22 protein-coding genes are annotated in these 22823 nt (G+C 34.7%); 16 read left to right on the top strand and 6 right to left on the bottom strand.

The features are described from left to right. Window positions 1-356: 356 nt before the first annotated feature. The 3 genes from C9J51_RS01425 (at window position 357) to cspE (ending at window position 3523) form a co-directional block, all read left to right on the top strand. Window positions 357-1403 carry an HlyD family secretion protein gene (locus tag C9J51_RS01425; protein ID WP_045039421.1) on the top strand — a complete coding sequence of 349 codons (1047 nt, stop codon included), beginning with the start codon at window positions 357-359 and terminating at the stop codon, window positions 1401-1403. Then, entirely contained in the window at window positions 1403-2911 is a 1509-nt protein-coding gene (locus C9J51_RS01420) for a DHA2 family efflux MFS transporter permease subunit (protein WP_045036308.1), read from the top strand. The genes C9J51_RS01425 and C9J51_RS01420 overlap by 1 nt, the downstream gene beginning before the upstream one ends. Window positions 2912-3310: 399 nt before the next feature. Next, the gene (gene cspE, locus C9J51_RS01415; RefSeq protein ID WP_036791338.1) at window positions 3311-3523 is read left to right on the top strand and encodes a transcription antiterminator/RNA stability regulator CspE; all 213 of its coding nucleotides are present in this window, start codon (window positions 3311-3313) and stop codon (window positions 3521-3523) included. A 632-nt stretch (window positions 3524-4155) separates the two neighbouring features. Here the strand turns inward: cspE and C9J51_RS01405 are convergent. Next, window positions 4156-4710 (bottom strand): YbhB/YbcL family Raf kinase inhibitor-like protein, encoded by a 555-nt coding sequence (locus tag C9J51_RS01405; protein ID WP_045036310.1) that lies wholly within the window; start codon window positions 4708-4710, stop codon window positions 4156-4158. Between the two features lie 160 nt (window positions 4711-4870). On the opposite strand from C9J51_RS01405, the gene C9J51_RS01400 reads away from it, so the two are divergent. Further along, the gene (locus C9J51_RS01400) at window positions 4871-5791 is read left to right on the top strand and encodes a LysR family transcriptional regulator (protein ID WP_045036311.1); all 921 of its coding nucleotides are present in this window, start codon (window positions 4871-4873) and stop codon (window positions 5789-5791) included. A 26-nt stretch (window positions 5792-5817) separates the two neighbouring features. On the opposite strand, the gene C9J51_RS19425 is transcribed toward C9J51_RS01400, so the two are convergent. Both C9J51_RS19425 and C9J51_RS01395 read right to left on the bottom strand, forming a co-directional pair. Next, a complete protein-coding gene (locus C9J51_RS19425; protein WP_156137064.1) occupies window positions 5818-5970 on the bottom strand; it encodes a hypothetical protein in 153 nt (50 codons plus the stop codon). Continuing rightward, window positions 5970-6362, bottom strand: a complete 393-nt coding sequence (locus tag C9J51_RS01395; RefSeq protein ID WP_045036312.1) for a hypothetical protein — start codon at window positions 6360-6362, stop codon at window positions 5970-5972. Before C9J51_RS01395 ends, C9J51_RS19425 begins: the two co-directional genes overlap by 1 nt. A gap of 215 nt (window positions 6363-6577) precedes the next feature. Here C9J51_RS01395 and rpoS point away from each other — a divergent pair, with 215 nt between their 5' ends. The 3 genes from rpoS to C9J51_RS01380 all read left to right on the top strand — a co-directional run bounded on the left by rpoS (window position 6578) and on the right by C9J51_RS01380 (window position 9082). Next, window positions 6578-7432: an RNA polymerase sigma factor RpoS gene (gene rpoS, locus C9J51_RS01390; RefSeq protein WP_107236465.1), complete on the top strand. Its 855-nt coding sequence runs from the start codon at window positions 6578-6580 to the stop codon at window positions 7430-7432. A 188-nt stretch (window positions 7433-7620) separates the two neighbouring features. Continuing rightward, window positions 7621-8142, top strand: coding sequence for a hypothetical protein (locus C9J51_RS01385; RefSeq protein ID WP_045036314.1), 522 nt, complete (start codon window positions 7621-7623; stop codon window positions 8140-8142). A gap of 370 nt (window positions 8143-8512) precedes the next feature. Beyond that, window positions 8513-9082 carry a hypothetical protein gene (locus C9J51_RS01380; RefSeq protein ID WP_045039422.1) on the top strand — a complete coding sequence of 190 codons (570 nt, stop codon included), beginning with the start codon at window positions 8513-8515 and terminating at the stop codon, window positions 9080-9082. 119 nt (window positions 9083-9201) lie between these two features. On the opposite strand, the gene C9J51_RS01375 is transcribed toward C9J51_RS01380, so the two are convergent. Next, on the bottom strand, window positions 9202-9603 hold the full coding sequence (locus tag C9J51_RS01375) for an H-NS family histone-like protein (protein WP_045036316.1): 402 nt from the start codon (window positions 9601-9603) through the stop codon (window positions 9202-9204). Between the two features lie 579 nt (window positions 9604-10182). Between C9J51_RS01375 and C9J51_RS01370 the strand changes: the two genes are divergently transcribed. Next, window positions 10183-12105, top strand: a complete 1923-nt coding sequence (locus C9J51_RS01370) for a BCCT family transporter (RefSeq protein WP_107236466.1) — start codon at window positions 10183-10185, stop codon at window positions 12103-12105. A 90-nt stretch (window positions 12106-12195) separates the two neighbouring features. Here the strand turns inward: C9J51_RS01370 and C9J51_RS01365 are convergent, their stop codons facing one another. Both C9J51_RS01365 and C9J51_RS01360 read right to left on the bottom strand, forming a co-directional pair. Next, entirely contained in the window at window positions 12196-12828 is a 633-nt protein-coding gene (locus C9J51_RS01365) for a helix-turn-helix domain-containing protein (RefSeq protein WP_045036317.1), read from the bottom strand. Window positions 12829-13246: 418 nt separating this feature from the next. Further along, a complete protein-coding gene (locus C9J51_RS01360; protein WP_045036336.1) occupies window positions 13247-13495 on the bottom strand; it encodes an ogr/Delta-like zinc finger family protein in 249 nt (82 codons plus the stop codon). Window positions 13496-13957: 462 nt separating this feature from the next. On the opposite strand from C9J51_RS01360, the gene C9J51_RS01355 reads away from it, so the two are divergent. From C9J51_RS01355 to C9J51_RS01320, 8 genes are all read left to right on the top strand, one after another. After that, window positions 13958-14161: a hypothetical protein gene (locus C9J51_RS01355; protein WP_045036318.1), complete on the top strand. Its 204-nt coding sequence runs from the start codon at window positions 13958-13960 to the stop codon at window positions 14159-14161. Continuing rightward, entirely contained in the window at window positions 14154-14723 is a 570-nt protein-coding gene (locus tag C9J51_RS01350; protein ID WP_045036319.1) for a lysozyme, read from the top strand. The genes C9J51_RS01355 and C9J51_RS01350 overlap by 8 nt, the downstream gene beginning before the upstream one ends. Window positions 14724-14734: 11 nt before the next feature. Continuing rightward, a complete protein-coding gene (locus tag C9J51_RS01345) occupies window positions 14735-15052 on the top strand; it encodes a hypothetical protein (RefSeq protein ID WP_045036320.1) in 318 nt (105 codons plus the stop codon). After that, complete coding sequence (gene lysC / locus C9J51_RS01340; RefSeq protein ID WP_146144936.1) at window positions 15018-15272, top strand: Rz1-like lysis system protein LysC; 255 nt, start codon at window positions 15018-15020, stop codon at window positions 15270-15272. The genes C9J51_RS01345 and lysC overlap by 35 nt, the downstream gene beginning before the upstream one ends. 30 nt (window positions 15273-15302) lie before the next feature. Further along, window positions 15303-18038, top strand: a complete 2736-nt coding sequence (locus C9J51_RS19610; protein ID WP_219908202.1) for a hypothetical protein — start codon at window positions 15303-15305, stop codon at window positions 18036-18038. Window positions 18039-18376: 338 nt separating this feature from the next. Continuing rightward, entirely contained in the window at window positions 18377-21313 is a 2937-nt protein-coding gene (locus C9J51_RS01330) for a phage tail-collar fiber domain-containing protein (protein ID WP_052667802.1), read from the top strand. Window positions 21314-21485: 172 nt separating this feature from the next. Further along, window positions 21486-21737 (top strand): DUF2999 family protein, encoded by a 252-nt coding sequence (locus C9J51_RS01325; RefSeq protein ID WP_045036324.1) that lies wholly within the window; start codon window positions 21486-21488, stop codon window positions 21735-21737. A gap of 107 nt (window positions 21738-21844) precedes the next feature. Then, window positions 21845-22822: an MOSC domain-containing protein gene (locus tag C9J51_RS01320; RefSeq protein WP_052667804.1), complete on the top strand. Its 978-nt coding sequence runs from the start codon at window positions 21845-21847 to the stop codon at window positions 22820-22822. The last annotated feature ends 1 nt before the right edge of the window (window position 22823 follow it).

The following is a 22823-nucleotide window of genomic DNA, read 5'->3' as shown; positions in this document are numbered from 1 at the left end:
CTTATATTTAAACTAAAACACTAACCTGAATTGAAAATACTCTGATTAAGGTTATTTAATCACGTAAAATCACTAATTTAATGCTTTTACTCTAATTCATATTAACTAATAGCTGAAAATCCCCATTATTATACAAGTTTGTATTGATTATCATGGTGTTCTGCACTTGAAAGCAGCGGTATGCAAGCTTATTATTTCAAGGCTTTAATTGTTGTTGTTATATTTATACCAACGTCATAACACTATTATTAATGTGGATATGTGCTAATTATGAATAGAAAAAACATTTTCAGCTAAAATAATCCCTATCATCTAGACTCAAGTTTAGCTAATGATTAGCTAAATAGGATAAATCCATGGCAACGACAGATATGGCTCAAACAGAACCGTCAAATTTAGAAAAAAAGTCAAATAAATTCCGCAATTTAATTGTTTTTGTTGTTATTGCAGCATGTTTAGCTACCGCCGGATACTTTTATATTCGTCATCAAAAGTTATATCCAAGTACGGATGATGCTTATATACATGCCAATATTCTTTATGTTGCCCCACAAATTAGTGGCAAGGTATTAAGTGTTAATGTTGAAAATTATCAACATGTTGCTGAAGGGGATTTATTAGTTAAGATTGATCCCGCATCTTATGAAATTCAGTTAGAACAAGTAAAAGCGGCTTATGAAGTGGCTACTCAACAAAATAAAGCAACGGATGATGCAATTTTAGCCGCCAGTGCTAATGTTCGTGCGGCTGATGCAAACCTTGTTGATGTTCAAAAAACTTACCATCGAGTAATGGATTTAGTCAGTCGTAAATTATTACCCGCACAACAAGGTGATGATGTAAAAGCTAAGTTAGCCGGTGCGCAAACGTCACTGGAAGCTGCTCGTGCAAAAATGTCGCAATTGATTAACCAACAAGGTGCTAAAGGCGATGAAGCACCACAGGTAAAACAAGCTGCTGCTGCTTTAAGCCAAGCGACGTTAAATCTGTCTTATACTAATATTTATGCACCATATGATGGTGAATTAGGTAAGATCAGTGTCCGTCCTGGTAGCGTTGTTTCTCCAGGTTTAGCGATGATGCCGTTAATTGAAGATAATACCGCATGGTTACAAGCGAACTATAAAGAAAAAGACATTGGTTTGTTAAAAATAGGCATGACAGCAACTGTCGTTTTAGATATGTATCCTGATGTAACATACCACGCTAAAGTTGAAGCGCTTTCACCTGCGAGTGGTTCGTCTTTTTCATTATTGCCTGCTGAAAATGCAACGGGTAACTGGGTGAAAGTACCACAGCGTTTTCCTGTACGAGTGAAGTTTATTGATTTGAAAAATAAGCCATTACTTCGTGTTGGTGCGAGTGCAAATGTTATTATTGATACCCAATCAGAGACTAACTAATGAGTCAGTCAGTCACACCAGCTAACCGTTTATGGATCACCTTAGCCGTTATGTTATCAGCGATCATGGTATTGCTGGATATGACGATTGCCAATGTTGCTTTACCACATATGATGGGGGCATTAGGGGTTACATCTGAACAGGTTACGTGGGTACTTACTTCTTATTCAATGGCAGAAGCGATTTGTATACCTCTTGCAAGTTATTTTGCACTTAAATTTGGTGTGCGCAGATTACTGATTGTTTCAGTGGTTGGTTTTATCATTACTTCGGCTTTATGTGGTCAAGCTGATAGCCTTGCTGAAATGGTTACCTTTCGTATTATGCAAGGTGCCTTTGGTGCCTCTGTTATTCCATTAGCACAATCAACGATGGTGCAAATTTATCCCGCAAATCAGCGTGGTAAAGCAATGGCATTATTTAGTGTGGGTATTTTACTAGGTCCGATTTTAGGCCCAACTGTCGGTGGTATTATCACTGAGAATATGGACTGGCGTTGGATTTTCTATGTTAACGTCCCTGTCGGCGCATTGTGCCTAACATTAGTTTATCTGTTTGTTAAGATTGAAGGTAAAGGTGAAACTAAACTAGATTGGCCATTAGTTATCGGTATGACTATTGGTATTGGTCTATTACAAATGGTACTTGATAGAGGTAATGAAGAAGGGTGGTTTGAATCTAACTTTATTCTATTTTCATTGATCATCAGTGCAATTGCTTGGGTATTCTTTATTGTACGTTCATGGCGTACAAAAGGGGATATTGCCCCAATGTGGTTATTAAAAGACCGCAATCTTGCCGTATCATGTTTGATTATGGCAGGTTTTTCTATGGGGCTGTTTGGTATTACTCAATTACAGCCTATGATGTTGGAACAGTTGTTACATTACCCCGTAGAAACAACAGGGTTTGTGATGGCTCCGCGAGGATTAGCTTCCGCTATTGTGTTATTAATAATGGCACAATATATGGATCGATTAGATCCACGAATGCTGGTGGCGGTAGGGCTTTGTTTTAATATTTTTGGTACTTATTTAATGATGCAGTACTCAATGAATATTAATTTTTATTGGGTATTAATACCGTCAATCATTCAAGGGATGGGAATGGGGTTGGTATTTGCGCCGTTAAGCCAAATGGCATATCGAACGATAGATCAAAAATATGCTGTCGGTGGTGCGGTGATGTTCAATCTTTGCCGAACTATTGGTAGTTCATTTGGTATATCAATCGTAAATACGTATTTTAGTCGTACTCAGCAGCGTGAGTGGCATGCGTTAGGTGCTGATATTACAGCAACGAATCCAATCTTACAGCAGCAGGCAATGCAGCATCATACGACGGTGACTGATCCTAATTTCATTGCTCAAGTGAGTGCATTATTACATCAACAATCGACATTACTTGCTTTCGTCTATACGTTTGGTTTTTTGATGTTTTCTTATGTTGCACTATTACCATTATTGGCTTTATATCGATTTAAAAAAAATGCAGTTAATGGGCATTAATCGGGCTATTTTTATTTGTTGAAATATTAGTATAAAGGCAGATATTTTGCCTTTTTTCTTGGCTATAATTTGGTCATAATAACTTGATTTTATTATTACTGTTATTATTTATAGCCAGATGAAACTATGGTTGCTGATAGTGGTGCTTTCTTTTTATACGGTTGCCAAAGCGGACCTATAAAAAACTTTACAAACACATAGTTTAATGACAATATATGCTTACTCTGTAGCTAGAGTTATTGATTGAGAATTAAGTTAAAGAAAAACCCTTAGAAGCATCTTCGTTATTGTTGTGTAAGCTAGTGTTTCCCTTCGCTTTTCATCGTCATATATAGTAACTCAAGCTTCAGTGCATCGCATTTTGCGATAATTTTAAAGAATTTATATAAGGGACACATCATGTCTAACAAATCAACTGGTCTAGTAAAGTGGTTTAACGAAGAGAAAGGTTTTGGTTTTATTACTCAAGACAATGGCGGCGCTGACGTATTCGTTCACTTCCGTGCAATCGCTTCTGAAGGCTTCAAAACTCTTGCTGAAGGCCAGAAAGTGTCTTTTGAAGTAGAGCAAGGCCAAAAAGGTCTTCAAGCTGCAAACGTTGTAGCTCTATAATTTTATAGTTAATCTATAAAATTTGATAAAAGCGTAAATAACTCTGTTATTTACGCTTTTGTAGTATCTGGGGTTTGTATTTAATCACCGCGTTAATTTCTTCTGCTAATGTATCATTTCCTGCACTGTTTTCGTTCGAAATACTTTTACCTATTTGATATAACATCTTAATTATAATCAAAGCATAATATTAGTTGTTACTTTGAGTAAAACTAACTAATCGACCATCATAAGCACAAATTATACTAATAACAGCTCTCTTAAATATCTGTGGGCAATGATAAGTCGTTTTTAAAGATTGTATTTCATCGAGTATATTACATTCAAATTCTGGTGGATAAACGACATTAATTGATGATGATATGCCCGTTATTGTTTGATTTGTTAGATGAAGTTCCTTCCAATATTGCATGTTATTCCTTTGTGAGTGCAATGTGTTTTTTAATGGTATTGTATTCTGTATATGAATGGTAGCTGTATTTTACATTGAATGAATAAACAGAATGATAAGCGGTATCTGGTGATGATGAAGTATAAATTACTTATAATTAGGAGGCAGTAGAGAGATATATCTAAGAAGTCGATGGTTAAAAGCCACTCTTAGTAAAGTGGCTTCAATACACTAATTGTTATTATCGTGCATTTGTTGGTGCGATAAGGCGAGCTTTACCAATAACGTGGGCAAGAATGTTATAACCGGCTAATGCGGGTGATGCATTTTCAGGTAATTTAATATTGGCAGTATTTAATGCATAAACTGTAATTTGATAATTATGTGGCTTAGCTTTTGGCGGTGGACATGCGCCACCGAAGCCTTTAAAACCAAAGTCATTTGTTACCATACTTGCACCTTTTGGTAGTGCTTTACCACCAACAGTACCAGCTCCTTCAACAAGTGAATGTACATCAGCCGGAATATTGATCACACTCCAGTGCCACCAACCACTTCCTGTTGGTGCATCTGGATCATACATGGTTACTGCAAAACTTTTCGTTCCCGCTGGAACATCGGTCCACGTTAATTGTGGTGATTCATTTTTACCTGTACAGCCCCATTGGTTAAACAGTTGCTGGTTATTTAATGTTTGATTATTGGTAATATTTTGACTGGTTAATGTCATTGCGGCTTGTGACATAAAAGTAGGTAGAGCAAAAAGCAGCGCCACAGTGATTGTTTTAATTTTCATTATTATGCCTATGGATGGTTAAAATGAATGTTATTCTAATGTTTCATCATGCTAAATAGTAGAATGAAATATCTTCTACATATAATGTGTTATTAGTTACAATAGCTCAAATCAATAGAACTGCATCGATAGTTGAGAAAAAATCACTTAAGGATTAAATGTGAGATCATTTCCCCCTTTAAAAGGTATTATTTATTTTGAAGCCTCTGCAAGGTTACAAAGTTTTAAGCTAGCAGCTGAAGAATTATTTGTCACACCAGGTGCAGTGAGCCATCAGATTCAGACTCTTGAAGGATTTATAGGTCAAAAATTATTTATTCGACAGCATCGTGGTATTAAACTAACTAACGCGGGAGTACGTTATTTTAACCGTATTGGTTTGATTTTAAGAGATCTAGATCAGGCGACAACAGATATTGGCTTTGTTACAAAAACGCAGAAAATAACAGTATCGATACCTCCTACTTTATTAAATAAGTGGTTATTGCCGCGAATTAATTATACTTATTTAAGTGAAAATGATATCTCTGTTGTTTTTGTTGATACCATTGAGATGTTAGATTTAAATAAAGAAAAAATAGATATTTCAATTCGTTATAGTATTGATAAGCCAAATGAAAAATATTGTCGATTATTGTTCCAAGAACAGATGGTTGCTGTTTGTGCCCCTGATTATATTGATAAACCCATTACAAAAAATTCGATGGAATTATTATTTACAAGTACTTTGATCGAAACAACAAATAGGTTAATTCAATGGGATTTAATTTTAGCGAACAATCATATTAAATCTCATCCAAATCAAAGTAAGATCTATTTTCAGAATTCAATGCATGCGATTGAAGCGGCAATACAGGGAATTGGGATTGCATTTGTAAATCGTATTTTTATTGAGTCGTATTTAGAGCAAGGCGTTCTTATAGAAGCTATTGATATGAATATTATACAAGATAAAATTCCGAGTTATTATCTCGTCAGTAATTATGAAAAAATGCAAGATCCTGCAACTCAACTTCTTTACCAAGAAATTGAGTCATATATTGATAATGATATTATAACCGTTGATGTTAATTTATTTTAACGGCGGTTAAATGTGTGGATTTTAATTCACTCAATATGCATGGCTGTATCTGTAATTGCATCATTGTTCTCAATATCTTCAAGTAATGCTCTTAATATTGAGATGGCTTGTGGCAATGAATATTCATTATTACAAATTAATGACTGAATTTGTTGTTGATAATCAGATAATTGTCTCATTACTTATCCTTATAAACATGAGTTGTTAATTTTACGTTGTATTTTTCACCAAGAAGAGTATCACGTGCCGCTGACCATGCATTGGCATAACACTGTGCTAATTTAGCATTATCGCTGCTAATAATAGGTCCTTTATCAATGGCTGCTTTTTGGTTATGGCATTGATTCGTGATTTTTTTGTTATAAATCTCACCTTGATTGGTAAAGTTATAAACTTGCTCTTTAGCATTTTTTGTTGCTTGTTGTAGGCAATCAATAAGGCCTTGCTCATCATAATTTTGATTATTAACACAAGATTGAACAACAATTGAATCTGTTGCATTTGCTGCGGTTGAAAATAGTGTACCTACAGTAAGGGTGACGATGATTGTTTTTTTTATGAAGGGATACATAAAGAAACTACTCTGTTATTTTTATATTTACGATAGCAAAGATTATACCTTACGCGGATATCTGATACATAGGAAATAACTATTAAGGTTGTTCTTTGCTGTCTAAACGGTATTACTTGCGTTAAGTTAAATTTTTGTAATCATTTGTTGTACAATGGATAAAAATGGAATTAACATGCAACTTATGGGCAACAATTGGTACTCAAGGATGATGTATGAAAGAAGTAATATTTGAGAATGATGTGGTTCGTCTTTATTTGAATGATATATCATTTAAACCGTTGTTAACAAAAACAGACGAGATTCTTTATAGTCGTAAATCATTATTGGGTGATGAAAAAGCGAAACGTGTTCTTATTGAATCTAATTTACGTCTTGTTGTTAGCTTAGCTAAAAAATATCGAGCTTCTACTTTATTATTGAGTGATTTGATTGATGAGGGCAATATCGGTTTAATTACCGCCGTTGAAAAATTTGATCCAGAAAAAGGTTTTCGGTTTTCTACTTATGCGTCGTGGTGGATTAAACAAACGATTGAGCGTGCCATTCATAACCAAAGTCGTACTATTCGTTTACCCGTGCATGTATCAAAAGAAGTAAATACTATTTTACGTGCTCACCGTGATTTAATGGCAAAAAATAACAATGAACCCTCACCAGAAGAAATTGCTGATTATTTACAGCGTGATGTCAGTGATGTTTCATTTTTAATGACAAATAACCAGCATGTTTTATCTTTTGAGCAAACATTAAATGAAGATGATAATAATTCATTATCCTATTTTGTTGCTGATGAAACGTCTAATTTAGAGCAAGAATTAGATAGCAATGATCTTCAAATTATCACTAAAAAAATGTTATTTACGTTAACAGAACGAGATCGTGAAATTATTTGTCGCCGTTTTGGTTTATTAGGCCATGAACCGCAAACATTACAAGAAGTTGCAGATGCTGTTGGATTAACACGAGAACGGATCAGACAATTACAAATAAAAAATCTTACTCGCTTAAAACGTGTATTGGCGAATGATAATTATGATTTAGAGATGTTGTTTTCAGTTCCAGCATAAAACTAATTATTTTTATTCAAATTAGCAAAGGGATGACGATTGTCATCTTTTTTATTTTTTGATCTATTGATCATAAATACAGAGTTATGCTCCATATCTGTAGATTGCGCTTTATATTGATGAGCATATTATGAACTTATATCCTTGATGATAAAATCATTATCATTCATAAGTTTAGGAGTATTGCTATGTCAACTATCGATAAAAAAGATGAACATGCAGAATTACTGAATGCATTAATATCTCGCCAATCATTATTATCCACTAATAGAATGCAGTATATTGTTTATGCTGCGGCGCTTGCAACTCAAAATAAAAAAGTATTACAAACTATTCAACATCTTGTTGGTGATATAACGATTATTAATCGTAAAGATATTCATCATGCAGTCGTTAGAATGGCCGCGACGAATACTTATTATATGGCAATGCATCATATTGATTTAACGTGTAATACAACCAATGCAATGCAATTAGCGCCTTTAAAAGAATTAGATGTTGAAGATATAACAAGTTACTACTATGCCTGTATTGCTGCATGTTTAGTGAATAAAGGATACAGTTGTTTAAATAATCATATTTTGCTATTACGTTCTTGTAATGAATCTGATGATTCGATCAATATGGCATTAAGATTAGCTGCTTCAGTGTTAACCATGTGTCAATCAAGTTTTAATACCGATTATTTCTTAGATAACACATTGATTTAAATATAGATGAATAGAGTAGTTTAAAAACCGCTAGTCAATTGGCGGTTTTTTATATCATAGACATAAGACATTTAATCCTAGAAACCTTATAAATATTGCCAATTTTAGCTTAGTGCTTTAGCGATCGTTTTAAAACAGAGTGTCAATATATTAATTATTATAAGGATTTAATTTAAGAGAGAATAAATAATATAGACGTAGGTGTTATTTTATAAAAAATGGAGTGATAAGAAGATTAAATTAAGCTAATGGCTTGATGTAATAATAGAATGTCATATGATACTATTCACTAAAATTTTAGTGTTATTCCACCATATATATGGATATACGTTAAATATTAATATTAAAATAACCATTAATCGTTAATGGTATGTTGAGAGATATTGCTGTGATTGATCTATTAAAGGATGTATTGGGATGGACATCAGTGGTGTTTTATATATTAATCACTATATTTAACACGATGAAAGTGACACGTTATGCTGCTTTTGCTTCTGCCACAAATGATACTATATGGTCAGTTTTGATGGGGTGGTGGCCAAAAGTTATTCTTAATCTATCGGTTACAGCGATTAATTTATATCGATATTTTAAAGATTTCACTCAAACTGCGAAAATCATTATTCAATTATTAGCTGCGGTAATGGTTATTGGCATATCATACATTGTTTATGTCGCGATTAATGCGTTTATTGCAGAGCCAACGTTAGCGGTTGGATTACAGTTTGTTGATTTAGGTGTTATTGTTATTGCTTTATATATGACGGAATTAAAAAAATACCGCATATTGATGTTGTTATCTGGTTTTGTTGGGATGGTGGGGTATTTTGGTAATCCCCAGATGATGGTTATTAAGGCATTAGTTATTATTATTATGACGTATAAATTATTTACGACTAGAAATGACACGCCTGAACAACAAGCTGCTGAAAACAAATAAGTTTATAGCAATGAAACGATTGTTTTTAATTGTTTATTGATAGAAAAACGCTCATTGTTTTATACAACGAGCGTTTATTAATCATTAACTTAATTAAATATAAATAAGTTTTATCTAAATTAGATTTCGAAGCTTGCTAGCGCGTCGCCATTATCTAATAGTTGTTGTAATGCTTTCGGTGTACGGCCTTGGCCTGTCCACGTTTTCTCATCACCGTTTTCGTCAACAAACTTGTATTTAGCTGGTCGGCTAGCACGTTTTTTCTTTGTTTTTGGAGCATCACCCATTAATGCGATTAATTCTTCAGGTGTAATTCCCTCTGCTGCAAGCATATCGCGGTACTTCTGCAGTTTTGCTTCTTGTTCTTTATTTTCTGCTTTAGCTGCTTCTTCTTCCACGCGACGTTCTTCAACGACTTGGGTGAACTTTTGTAGACCTTCTTGTAGATCTTCAATAGACATTTCACGCGCTTGAGCTCTTAAAGAGCGTAGATTTAAAAGAGTTTCAATCATGTTATTAATTCTAAATAAAAGTAATTTTGCCTATTGTACTTAACTTTTATAATAAGACACTAAAAATAGTCGCTATAGTTGTAACTAAATCTCATTTTTTCTATTTAATTGTCATTTTTACTACTTTTTATTTAAATTAAAAATCACGTGGGAAGTAATGTGTCTATTTACGTTACTTAAATAATGCGAGTAAGGTTAAATATTAATTATTTCAAATTATAATGATGGTGCTTAAATTATGCACCAATGTTATCCATACCATAAGAGAATAGATAATAACGTAATGGATTCTTTGTTGTTAAATATCCATAGATTTAACTATTAATATTACATTGAGCGCATATGTTATTCTTAATATTAAAGTTAATTAGCATATAATTTTATTATTTGTTTCTATTTGTAACTTAGATGTGGTTTTTATGATTGTAAATTAATCAAAGAGATCGTATTTGTTCAAATAACTGATGATTTTTGTATTGATAAAAAAAATTCATCGTTACCATTGCGGATGTTATTTGTATGATTAGTGTTAAAAGAACATCATATATGTAACTTTTCATGGATGATATATAGCAGTAAGGATATCGTTTGAATACATTACGTAAAAATTTCGAATTAATTGATAAGCCCACATTCTTTGGGGCCTTAACAATGCTGATTTTGGTGGTAGTTCCGCTTCTTTTATTTCCTAAAGAAGGTGCAGAGTGGATTGCCGTTGCTAAAACGTTTATGACAGATACTCTGGGTTTTTTATATTTAGCGCTTGGTATGGCTGCTTTTTTCTTTATGATCTATATTGTTTTTTCTGACATCGGCCAAATTAAATTAGGTGATGCGGATGAAGCACCTGAATTTAAAACCGCATCCTGGGCTGCGATGTTATTTTGTGGTGGTATCGGTGCCAGTATTTTGTACTGGGGTGCTATTGAGTGGGCTTATTATTATCAAAGTCCACCATTTCAATTAGAACCTGGAAGTGAAGAAGCGGTACGCTGGGCTGCAACTTATGGCGTCTTCCACTGGGGACCTATTGCATGGTGTATTTATCTTGTACCCGCCGTGCCTATTGCTTATTTCTTTTACGTACGTAAACAACCTGTATTAAAAGTGTCGGCTGCATTAATGCCTGTTATTGGTGAAGCGCGTAGCCATGGTTGGATTGGCAAAGTTATTGATGTCTTGTTTATTTTTGGATTATTAGGTGGCGGTGCTACAACATTAGGTTTGGCCGCACCATTGATTACTGAAGGTGCACATTATCTATTTGGCACGCCTAAGACGACAGAAACACAGATTATAGTATTGCTTATCTGTACCTGTATCTTTGGATACTCTGCTTATGCTGGTATGGAAAAAGGCATTAAAGTTCTGAGTAACATTAACTTTTGGGGAGCATTAGGCTTACTTGCCTTTATTCTTATTGCTGGCCCAACGATTTTCATGTTAGAAACAGGCCTCGATTCATTGGGACGTATGCTATCTAACTTCTTCATCATGGCAACTTGGGCAGAACCTTTCGGTGGTTATGGTACATTTGAAGATACACACTTCCCACAAGATTGGACTATTTTCTACTGGGCATGGTGGTTAGTCTTTGCGCCAAGCATGGGCTTATTTATCGCTCGTATTTCTCGTGGTCGTACAATTAAGCAAATGGTGACGGGCTCTATCTTCTTCGGTTCGATGGGTTGTTTCCTTTTCTTCATGGTGCTGGGTAACTACGGTTTATCACTACAATTATCAGGTGCTCTGGATGTTGTTGGTATTTTGAATGCAGATGGCGCAACTAAAGCTATCTTCTCTATTCTTGAACAATTGCCATTCAGTACCATTGTTATTGCCGTATTTACACTGTTATGTTTGATTTTTACCGCAACAACCTTTGACTCAATCTCATACATTCTTGCTTCAGTTGTTCAAAATGATGTTACAGAAGAACCTATGCGTTGGAACCGTTTGTTTTGGGCATTTGCAATGTCATTTATGCCATCAGTATTGATGTTTATGGGGGGATTGGAAACATTACAAACGGCGGCTATTGTGGGTGGTTTACCTTTGTTATTCATCACAGTCATGTTAATGATTTCAGCGGTAAAAGCAGCGTCACTAGATTTAAGAAATCAAGATGGTTACGAAGATCCAGTCATTAATATTGAAGAATTGCCTGATGTTGATCCATGGTCAACCGAAGGTATGGCGCTTGCGAAATTTGAACAATTAAAAGATATAGCGATTGAAGCGGCTAATACTGAGCGTGATGCATTGAATGCAATCTGGACGATCAAGAAAACAATTCGTGCCCAAGCATTAGCAAGTGGTGATAGTGGTATTGACTCTGGTGATGTACCTCAAGAATTAGCAGAAGAATTGCACCGCCTAACAGCAGAGGCGATGGCTGCTAAAGAAGCGAAACTTGAAGCATCTGAATTAGCTCAAGAAGCACGGATAGTATTTAACGATATAATGAAGCAGAAAGAAGAAACGTTAGAGCTTGAAGTGCAAAAAGCATAGAGAGTAACTAATTAATTAAGAGATAAATATATAAGGCGATCTTCGGATCGCCTTTTTTGTTTTTATCGGTAAGCAACAATCAGGGTCTATTTAGATATGGTTTATAGAAATGATAACTTTACCCATGATATTGATGTCTGCTTGAGCAATAGCGATAGAAGATTGACCATAATGTAATACGAGCTGATTACCCGGTAAACGTTGAATGTCATTAATCGACATTAAGTTATCAATAGTAATTAAATAACTGCCGCTGATCGGTAAAGTATCATTCTGATCGATGATCATGGTTTTTGACGCGGTTTGTAGCGCCATAAAGTGGTGAGATTCAGTATTAGCATGTTGAATTAATGCTGGATCAAAAGAAAGGGCAGGAAGCGCAGTGAGTTCACCTGACTTTAACTGATAATGAGGCAACATTAATACATTGGATGTTGTTTCATTATTAGTCATTGCTGGAAAAGCATCACCTTCATTTAATAATAACCACCGTAATGACACCCCTGTCGTTAAGTGAGATCGAATAGCGATTTCAAACGGTGTTGTTTCTCTTGAGTGCCATGTAGAGACGGTGCCTCGTGGAATCCCAAAAACATCAGCAAGATCTTGATACTCATCAACCTCTAATACTGAACATAATTTAGATGTGACGGCTTTTCCACCGAGATATGAATAGGTAGAAATAGTAGGAATATGAGATTTATGTATCGGATTAGGTTTCATTTTGAACTATCAACCTTATCAAGGTAATGGAATAACAACAGATTAAGCCTCTAATGCCGATGATAATACGCGCGGGTGACTATCTTAAGCATAATGTTCGGCTAATGTATTTTTTATTAATTATACATTTAGTTTATGTGTTGGTGTGTAAATTTGCTCAGATAGGAACATTGGTGAAACTTATAGCATATTATTTTAGGGTGTTTTGTCACATTTGACTCGTTTATATAGAGGGTATTGGTATATGTATCAATTTGTAGTCATTTATTTTTAGTGGTGATGTGATAGTTAATCTTATACATCCTAAAAGCGAGAGATTACGGTATTCCCCGTACAATCCTAAACATATAAATGATTTAGATATGCATTGTGATTTTGTGAGTATAAAAGCGGAACGTATAAAACGTTCCGCATGAGGTTAGATCGTTAGCATTTGATGAAGCTCTTTCACTTTTTCTGGTGGCATTGTTTTGACTAATGCAATAACAAGGTCATTTACATTTTTTGCAGACGGACTAATGGTATGACTGAAACCTAAAGACATAACGAAAGTATGTCCACATTCGGGATCAGAGCATGAACAATATAAGTCTGCTGCAGCATTTGAAAACCAGTTTGTTTTATTGATACGTGCTTTTCCGCCACACTGAGTACAATGAATACGCATTGCCATTTGAATTACCTGCTTAATAGTGAAGGTAAAAATTCAAGAATCATTTATATAAACAATGTCATTACCCATAAAGAGCTAAATCATGATGAGCATTTAGCTCGACATAGATAAGCTCAAATTTTTACTTTTATAGGAATGATAGTTTTACCTACCGTAATTAACGTTAATCTGCTGTTTTTTAGTTAATGAGATGTCCGCTAATTACGTAATTCTGTCATAAAACCCTTTCTTTTATCTCAAATGGCAAAGTGTTATTCGGATATATTCGGATTCTTGCTGTTTTCCGAGAACATCATAACGACAAATGATGCATCAAATCTTCAAATGAATAATAATCACCGCATCAAGTAAAACGTTGGAGTGACCAGAAATATCAATATTGAAACTCACATCATTAGAGATAGAAATTTGGGGGAGGGGATCCTCATTTACTCTGATTAAACAAGGAATTATAAGATGTATGAGTTATTGGATTGGTTAATAAATAAAATGATATTTGTTGTTTATCTTATCATTGGTCATTTTCAATTCATGACAATAGAAGCTTGGTCTTTGATTATTTCACTCTTTATGGGGATATTCGCTTTATCGTTGAGTTATTGGCATAAGAAAGTTATGCAGCAAATAGCTAGAGAGAAAGGAATATTTATCCATGAGTAAGTTAAGACCAATTTTATGCTCAATTACTGCTGTTATAGCACTCCTTGGTGATGGCGGAGTTAACAATAGTACATTACCCATCGGAAATGTAATTATTGCTGGAGAGAGCCAAGGGAAATTAAAATTAACATATAAAGGATTAAAATTAATAGGAGACTATGAAGGTTGTAGGTTAGATGCTTATCATTGTCCTGCGGGATATAAAACAAATGGTATTGGTAATATTCATAATATAACAAAAAATATTATAGACAATAAACAAGTAGCAAAGGATTGGGTGTTAAATATTCAGCAAGCAGAATATTGTTTGAATAACGTTCTTGGTGATAATCAAATAACACAGGGACAGTATGACGCTTTAACTTCTTTTATTTTTAATACTGGCTGTAAACGATTTTTAAAGAATAAAGATCTTACAGAAACAAAAATATCAATATATGTTAAATCTGGGAAATTGCCACAAGCTTGTATGCAATTATCTCGCTGGATTTATGGCGGAGGTAAAAAGCTAAAAGGTTTGATGAAGCGGCGGATGTCAGAATATTCACGGTGTATTGAATAGGACGTATGTCTATGCGGTTATTATTATTATCAATTATCTTTATTTTATTAGTGAAATTTGAATACATGGATCGTGAATTAAGCTCTTTAATTATAGACAGAGATAATGTTCTACTTATTAATAAATCAAATACGGAGAGTTTGAAATTATTAGTAGATCAGAATAAGGACAGTAATAACTTATTGCTGCAACGAGAAAAACGGAGAGAAAAACAACAAGGAGAACTGCTTGTTACGACAGAATCGTTACGTAAGTTGTTGTATGAAAAGGAACAGTTTAATACTTACTGGCCTGATGATGTTCTTGATTGGTTGCAGCACCCGTATTGAACCTGCACGTATAGAAATTATTCATCTATTACCTGAGCCGTGGTTGATAACGGCATGTAATAAACCCCAATTAGTGGGTAAAACACCAGCACAAACAATTTCAGAAGATCTGCCAAGATTAAAAAACGCTTTATCTAATTGTGCACAACAAGTCGATGATTATCTTCGATGGTATGAAAAACAAAATAACAAAATAACAAAAAAACAAAAAAACAAATAAATTAATCATATAAAATTTAGGGATACTAAAATGACAATTGTAATTAATGAAAGCATCATCTTGAATAATGAAAAATATATTACTGCTATTGTTGATGGTGGTTTGGATGTTAATAAATTTCCTGAAGATTGTACAACGGTACGATTAGGTTCGTCATCTCAGCCTAATATTCCATCATGGGCGGCTTACGGTAATATGCTCTCTTTAGTATCGCCAGGATCGGATACTACAGTTCAAATTTTGAGTGGCTATAATAATGAAGATATAGGCTTTAGAAGTGGTAATAAAAAAACACTTCCGAGCCGTGATTTTGTAAAGTTTTATCATGAAAATAATGTTCCTACAGCTGAAAACGTGGGGGCAGCAGTAGCGTTAACAAATGGTCAACCGGGCTTAGTTTATAATATGAGTACTGATGGTACTTGGTCTGAAGCTATTAATGATGCTCCTCGTGATAATAAAGAATATGTACGTAAAAATGGTACTTGGGAAGAAGTAACTGCTGCTCCAGTGATTAATGAGGGATTAAACAAACCATTATGGGTAGACGCTAGCACGATTGGTATTATTTATAACGATGCTAAAAAAGCAGCGGCCAATGCATTAATTCTTAAACAGTTAACGGCTAAACAAGTTGTACGACTAGCATTTACTGATAATGTTTATTTTGATACTACTGCCAGTGAAATTGTTATTTGTTATGGTTTAGAATTTCATGGTTGTTTAAATAAGAAAATATATTGGGTCGGTTCATCCATTGGTATTAATGGCAATGAGTGCATGAGCGCAATGAGCATGCCTAATGTCGTGGAAATGCCTTATTATTGTGAAACAAATTGTCATCATGTAACGACAGGCAAGCTTAATTTGATTGAGGGTGATGGTTGGGGTGGTTATCGTGGAATTATTTCACGTGACTGTAGCTATGATGGAAGCTTTCGTTATAAATTTATTGGTAAAGAACAACATCCTATAACAGGTAACCCAAGTTCATCAACATATACTTTTAAAGGTGAATATGCCGGTTTTGGTGAGGTGATTTTTGATAATTTAACGTTAACTAATTCACATCATCTAGCATTTTTAGGTGCGAACCAATTCCCTTATGAGCGTATTGTTTTCCGTAATGTTGTAATGCGCAATTGTAGTCGAGGTTTATATTCTGGTGGTATCACTAATACTAATCCGTGGTATTTAGAGGTACAAAAAGCGATGCGAAATCTTGTTGTTGAAGGTCTTGATTGGGAAAATGATGCTGATTTTTGGGCGGGTGAAGATAATAACGCTAGTGCGTATGTTACTCCTGTATTGTGGGAAGGTAACCGCTTAATTTTTACTAATGCGCGTATTCGTAGTGTTAAAATTCGTTCGCATAAAAACAATAAGACGGCGCTTGCGGTATATCCTGTTTATCTTGGTGGTATTCGTGTTGAAATGCATGGTTGTGAAACCATCAATATGTATAACTTCAAGTCTGACGGTAGTACTAACACTTGTATTTTCTTGAAAAAAGTACGTAACGCATTGATTTATAATATTGAATATCGTTTTGAAGAGAATTTCTTCAGTACAATGGCGGATAAATTTAATGTAACACCTGATAATACACAAGGTACATTTATTGCGTATTCACCAGAGCCGGGTGCTCCTTGGAATGACAGTGTGAATTATGGCAGTGAGCCTGCTGAATCAATCGTTATTCGTAATGCAAAGTGTTGGTTACCAAAACTATTACGTACTGCTGAAATATCGACTCAGATTGTGGGAAGTTACGAAATAACGGGCTGTGATTTTGAATCACCAGATAATGGTTACAACAGTAGTGGCAAGGTATCAGGCGCCTTTACATTCCTAACTGTAAATTGGTGGGATAACAGTCAGTATCGCAGTGATAACCAAATGGTTAATCGTCGTGCAATCTTTAAAGGTAATCGTATTTACACTCCGAATAATACGGCGGGTAAGTTAGCTTATATTAGTATTCGAGACATGCGACAATCGCGTGTTGGTAGTTATGTTATTGATATCAGTGACAATGATATTACAGCGAATAGCCTTAAAGAATTACAGTTAACTTGTGCCGCTGGTGATCAATTTAAACCAGAAGATTGTATTATTAACCAGATAACATTAAATAATCGTGTTCATATTGTGGATTCGACAGAAAATAATGTTAAGCCTCGTCATGATGTTTTTGTTACAGGTAATAAAGTACCAAAAGTTATGCGATTGGATCTTGGCGGCAATCATACTTCAACGGCTAAAAATGCATTGTTAGGCCGTATTCAACAGAATATATTTGGTGCTGATATAACAACTGGAAAGTTTAATTTATCATATGTTGAGTTAACGGGTTCAACTCCTGCGGTAACGGTGATGAATGCTACTCGTCCAAGTAATGGGTGTTTAGAGAATAAAATGCATCATTACAATGGCACAATGACAACTAAAGATGGTTGCTTTGATTTCTCAACTAAGATTGAAATTAGTAATGTGAACGTGGACAAAGAAACGTGTACCATTGGTTATTTCCACCCAACGACGCATCTTTGGACTCAAACACAGTGGAATGCAACCAAGAATGACGGTAGTTTTGAGATTCTATTGAACAGCAAAGATCGTTTTGGTAATAATACTGATAAAACACCATTAAAAGCACGTATTGGTCGTCAATCAAATGCATTAACACTATTGTTGTACCCTAGCTATGGTAATAGTAATTATTCTTCAGCATTAAATATGGAATTAAATATTAATCATTATTAATATTTAAGTTAAAACAAAAATTGTCAAGAGGCACATTGTATAATGTGCCTCTTTTTATTTGTTACTTTAAGATTGTCTTATTATAGCAATAACATTTAATTGGTGATGCTAATTTGTTTGTCTGAATTATTGTTAAGAGATACTGTGTAGGTAGTATTTGATAATAACTTTCGTTATATTGAATCTACTTTATAATAATACATAATCTATAAATTTTTATAGCGGTATTTAATTACTTATAATTATAGGTTTTAGTTATGCTATAGAATTTAACTTTATATATATGTATTTATTATGAATCTAGGTGGTATTTATATACAATAATAGCAGGCAGTTTAATGAGTAAAGTAGATTCAATTAGTGATAATAAAGGTTTTTCTCGCCGTTCTTTTCTAAGAAATACGACAATGATAGCGGGTGGTGTGACGGCAGGTATGTTTATCCCTGGTGCTATTGATAAAGTTAATGCATTGGATTTGCTGAAAAATTCAAATCAACCAGAGGTAATTATCACGACTAAAGGTCGCGCTCTGATTGCTAAAATGCAAGCAGAAAAGAAAATCTTACTAATTGATTCAATGATTTTTGCGCATAAATCGCATCTGGGTAAAAGACCAACAGAGAATGAACAGTTACAACCTAATGAAATTGTTCATAATGCTAAAATTCAACAACAAATCCGATTGTCTGAAGATGCTATTGCGTTATCAACGACATTAGACAGTGATGTCGGCCCATTTGAATTTAATTGGAGTTGTTTATATTGTAGTGAATATGACACCATTATTGCGATTACGTACCCTAAATTAACCACTAAAACAGTTGATGGCCCAGGGGTTAAGGGCAATATTTTAATTCGGTCATTTATTTTAAATTATAAGAATATAGCGGACATTACTAATAGTACGGTGATAGCGGCCAGTCCTAATTTTATGGCACACCAACGATTAGATAATGTTGAAAATTCAGCGTTACAAGCTATTATTGACCAACAAGGTCAGGATTGGTTTATTAAAAATGGTTTTATGGTATTACCTGTTGAAGGTGTATATAAAATCATGGCTGGTGTGGCTTATATTTCTGGGCATCGAATTGAATTAGAAAATAATCGTGTTATTGATGCGGCTAATAAACCATTTTATATCTATGTTGATGTTTATAAAAATAATAATGACATTGATGGATTAGATACGAAATTTAATATTATTGTTTCAAGTAAAGATTTAAAAAATTATGTTAATACTGATGGTGTTCATCATTATTATTGTAAACTTTGTCAGGTTATCGCTGATGGTTCAGTGAGTGATTTACGCCCTCAAACGGCAGTTGTCGATAAAGGGTGGGCAGAAGCACAAGATCATCAAGCTATAGAAAGTGTTTCTGGTCTTAAAATATACCCGCTTAGTCGTAATCTTACGGTAGGTGATACGATCCCTGAAGGCTATAACGGCTTACGTATTAAAGATAAAATTTATCGTGTTATTTGCCATGGTAAAGTGAATGAAATCGATACTAACGCGACGTTTGTTATTGTAAATAAAGATAAATATTTTTTACAGCCTTGTATTGAAGGTCAAAGTTATTATTCGATTGATAATCTTGAGCATTATGCACCTTTATCTGACTGGGGCGATAAAATTAATTATGCCGTTGAAATCTGTCGTAAGGGTGGTCTTATTTTATGGATTCCAAATAAAACTTACCGATTTAATAAAACGATTGAATTTAAAGATCTTAATGTTCAATGGGATGGCACTTTAGAGCTTTGTAGTAATGTTGTTGGTGTCGTTCTAAAATATAATGTTAATTTGTCGGGTAATCCTTTTATTATTCGTTCTCGTTCGCTTGATCATTTTGATAAAGCCATGGTAATGCTGACATCATCATCAGAGAAAGTTAATGGTAAATGGAAGACTAAAGGTTGTGTTGAAAATAAAATTAATCAACTAAATATTCTCAATGGTTGGATTGATTATCATGGTCACAGTAATGGTAAAGTTATAGATAAGACCAAACTTACCGGCCGTGGACTAGTATTATTAGCGGGCAGTTGGACCGCAGGATTAACAACTAAACGTTCCCACGAGTATGTTTGGCGTAATTTTGTTTCAGATGTCTATGTTGATGGTTTTGAACAACCTTATGTATTACAAGGGGTAATTGATAATATTACGCCAAATCGTTGGGTCACTTGGGTTAATGGTAATAAATTACATAATTTATGTGCCCGTCGATTTAAGCAAGGCTTCGTTGTTCAATCACCATTATTACGCCCAAATGGAAAAATTGGTGGTGAAGTCGCAGGTAATACGTGTGCGAGTCTTGATTTTCAATGGTCACGTTATAGTGCAGAAGCTTTCCTTGTCTGTGAAGGGCGCAATAACAAATTTGAATTAATGGGTTGGGATGCTCCTGAAACTGCGACGAAGACCATTCAATTTTCACGTGCTAAAACAAATACTTTTCCACCTGGTTATGGTGAGGCCTCTGGCAATATTGTTGAGCTTTATGGGTCAACATTAGGCAAATTAAATGGCAGTGATTTATCACCATTGGTGTATGAATCTAATCCCGGTTTAAATACATTTATAACTGAAAGTTATATTGCACGTAATATTATGCCTGAATTATCACCACCAACGGTTGGTTCGGCATTAACAAACAGTTATATACCTAAGGTTGATAACTTTTTAGCGTTTATTAATAATCGTCCTCGATGTCGAGTAACGTTATTTAAAAATGGAGAGTTACAGCCAAAGGTTGATCTTACACCAATGTTTGATTTTAATCCTGAGTCGGCTGTACGACTTGCGGTAGAGAAAGGCGATGAGTATCAAGTTGTAATATCATTAGATGGATCTATTAATCATTTTAATATGGTCGGTAGTACACTTGGCTACAATAATCTATCAACAGGGATCATTGATATTAATTTACGTGATCGACATAAAAAATCAGTCTATTCTTCTCGCCAACCATTGAAAACAGCGAATGTTAGTGGTTTTATTCATGCAGCTAATATTAAGAGTTTGGTGATAACGTATAACGGTTTTGAAAAAGCGGGTAAATTAAATATCAGCGCGTTGTATGGTCAAACTTATAACAGAAATGCATCACAAGGATTTATGACAGCTGATGGTTCATGCTGGATGCAAGATGATATCAAAATCGATAAACCCGGTGCAGGGGTTGTTGTTCGTGATGAAGTCAATGGCCAACTTTATCGTATTGCCATCGCGAATGGTGAGCTTAAATTAGAACCTGTAAAAAAATAACAGTATAACCGTCTTTAAGCCGCTCTATTTAGTGCGGCTTTTTGTTATTTAGTGGCTACCTTCATTGTATTTTTATACGAAAGGCGCTGTATTTTTATTGATGGTGCAACAAGGTACTGTCAAATGCTAAACTGAGGCATATTTCGTTTAGTGATTATAAAAAGGTAGTGTAATGAACCCAATTATTGCGTTGTTGAAAGAGAATAATATTACTGATGAGCAGATCAATAATATATTCCAGATGTTAACTCAAAACCCTCTAGCAGCAATGGCAACGATTAGCCAACTAGGTTTACCGCAAGATAAACTGCAAATGCTAATGGCACAAGTAATGCAAAATCCAGCATTAATTAAAGAAGCTGTTGAAGAACTAGGTTTAGATTTTTCAAAAGTAGAAGCGGCTAAAGAACAACTACAAAAATAAGTTTATTGATAGCCACATATTTTAGGCCGTATAAACCCCGTATATTTCGTGGTTTTAGCGGCCTTTTTTATGGCTGCTACATTAATGTCTGTATTAGGAAAATTATTATGCTCCCACATTCAATCGTTGAACAGTTACGCCATGGTCGAGTTACAGGGCAAGATTATTTTTTTCGAAGCGGTATTGAAAAAGCGCCAATAGATCAAGTTAAGGTAACTGTATTAGGATGTGTTGGTGATGAACAAGCAGAGCGCTTTCATGGTGGTTTAGAACGAGCCGTGTTGCAGTTTGATTGTGATCATTATGCTCAGTTATCCCACTTATTTCCTAAATCAGCACCCTTATTTAACAATGGTGGCTATGGGGAAAATTTAGTCGTAGCGGGTATGAATGAGCATAATATCTGTATTGGCGATAAGGTTGCTGTTGGTTCAGTAATATTACAAGTGACACAACCAAGGCAACCGTGTTTTAAGCTTAATCATCGTTTTAAAGAACCCACGATTGCACGCTATTCACAACATAATAGTAAAACAGGTTGGTTTTATCGTGTTCTGCAAGAGGGGGAAATTACTCGTAATGATGAAATACAGGTGATTGAACGTCCTTATCCACAATGGACTATTGCTCGTGTACAGCATTATCTTTATGCCGAAACGGATAATTTAGTCGCTACTACAGAACTTGCGTCATTACCGACATTAGGGATGGAGGTGAAAAGTGTTTTCCAACGTCGTTTAGCAACGAACGAGATTGAAAATTGGCATTCACGCCTTGAAGGACTAATTAAATTAGAAATGCGAGTGGTCAAAATTATCGTTCAATCAGCGGCAGTGAAACGCTTTTATTTAAGTCGTACTGATCTTGGTGCTTTGCCTCCGTTTAATGTCGGTGCACACGTCACCGTTAAGTTACCCAATGGCTTAAAATGTGCTTATGCTCTGTGTGACTCTGCAATTGAAGGAGTCTATCAAATTGAGGTTCAACGGGCATGCGACAACCAAGGTGGTTCACAATACATGCATGAGCAGGTAAATATTGGTGATGTATTATCAGTTTATGAACCGGTGAACGAAAAAGAGTGAT

The organism is Photobacterium iliopiscarium (assembly GCF_003026395.1).
Lineage (GTDB): Bacteria > Pseudomonadota > Gammaproteobacteria > Enterobacterales > Vibrionaceae > Photobacterium > Photobacterium iliopiscarium.
This window is presented reverse-complemented; position numbering and strand designations above follow the sequence as displayed.

What these genes read in the sequence shown, in the direction of transcription:
- C9J51_RS01425 (WP_045039421.1), top strand. Translation starts at nt 357, where the DNA reads ATGGCAACGACAGATATGGCTCAAACAGAACCGTCAAATTTAGAAAAA.
- C9J51_RS01420 (WP_045036308.1), top strand. Translation starts at nt 1,403, where the DNA reads ATGAGTCAGTCAGTCACACCAGCTAACCGTTTATGGATCACCTTAGCC.
- cspE (WP_036791338.1), top strand. Translation starts at nt 3,311, where the DNA reads ATGTCTAACAAATCAACTGGTCTAGTAAAGTGGTTTAACGAAGAGAAA.
- C9J51_RS01405 (WP_045036310.1), bottom strand. Translation starts at nt 4,710, where the DNA reads ATGAAAATTAAAACAATCACTGTGGCGCTGCTTTTTGCTCTACCTACT.
- C9J51_RS19425 (WP_156137064.1), bottom strand. Translation starts at nt 5,970, where the DNA reads ATGAGACAATTATCTGATTATCAACAACAAATTCAGTCATTAATTTGT.
- C9J51_RS01395 (WP_045036312.1), bottom strand. Translation starts at nt 6,362, where the DNA reads ATGTATCCCTTCATAAAAAAAACAATCATCGTCACCCTTACTGTAGGT.
- rpoS (WP_107236465.1), top strand. Translation starts at nt 6,578, where the DNA reads ATGAAAGAAGTAATATTTGAGAATGATGTGGTTCGTCTTTATTTGAAT.
- C9J51_RS01385 (WP_045036314.1), top strand. Translation starts at nt 7,621, where the DNA reads ATGTCAACTATCGATAAAAAAGATGAACATGCAGAATTACTGAATGCA.
- C9J51_RS01380 (WP_045039422.1), top strand. Translation starts at nt 8,513, where the DNA reads ATGTTGAGAGATATTGCTGTGATTGATCTATTAAAGGATGTATTGGGA.
- C9J51_RS01365 (WP_045036317.1), bottom strand. Translation starts at nt 12,828, where the DNA reads ATGAAACCTAATCCGATACATAAATCTCATATTCCTACTATTTCTACC.
- C9J51_RS01360 (WP_045036336.1), bottom strand. Translation starts at nt 13,495, where the DNA reads ATGCGTATTCATTGTACTCAGTGTGGCGGAAAAGCACGTATCAATAAA.
- C9J51_RS01355 (WP_045036318.1), top strand. Translation starts at nt 13,958, where the DNA reads ATGTATGAGTTATTGGATTGGTTAATAAATAAAATGATATTTGTTGTT.
- C9J51_RS01350 (WP_045036319.1), top strand. Translation starts at nt 14,154, where the DNA reads ATGAGTAAGTTAAGACCAATTTTATGCTCAATTACTGCTGTTATAGCA.
- C9J51_RS01345 (WP_045036320.1), top strand. Translation starts at nt 14,735, where the DNA reads ATGCGGTTATTATTATTATCAATTATCTTTATTTTATTAGTGAAATTT.
- lysC (WP_146144936.1), top strand. Translation starts at nt 15,018, where the DNA reads ATGATGTTCTTGATTGGTTGCAGCACCCGTATTGAACCTGCACGTATA.
- C9J51_RS19610 (WP_219908202.1), top strand. Translation starts at nt 15,303, where the DNA reads ATGACAATTGTAATTAATGAAAGCATCATCTTGAATAATGAAAAATAT.
- C9J51_RS01330 (WP_052667802.1), top strand. Translation starts at nt 18,377, where the DNA reads ATGAGTAAAGTAGATTCAATTAGTGATAATAAAGGTTTTTCTCGCCGT.
- C9J51_RS01325 (WP_045036324.1), top strand. Translation starts at nt 21,486, where the DNA reads ATGAACCCAATTATTGCGTTGTTGAAAGAGAATAATATTACTGATGAG.
- C9J51_RS01320 (WP_052667804.1), top strand. Translation starts at nt 21,845, where the DNA reads ATGCTCCCACATTCAATCGTTGAACAGTTACGCCATGGTCGAGTTACA.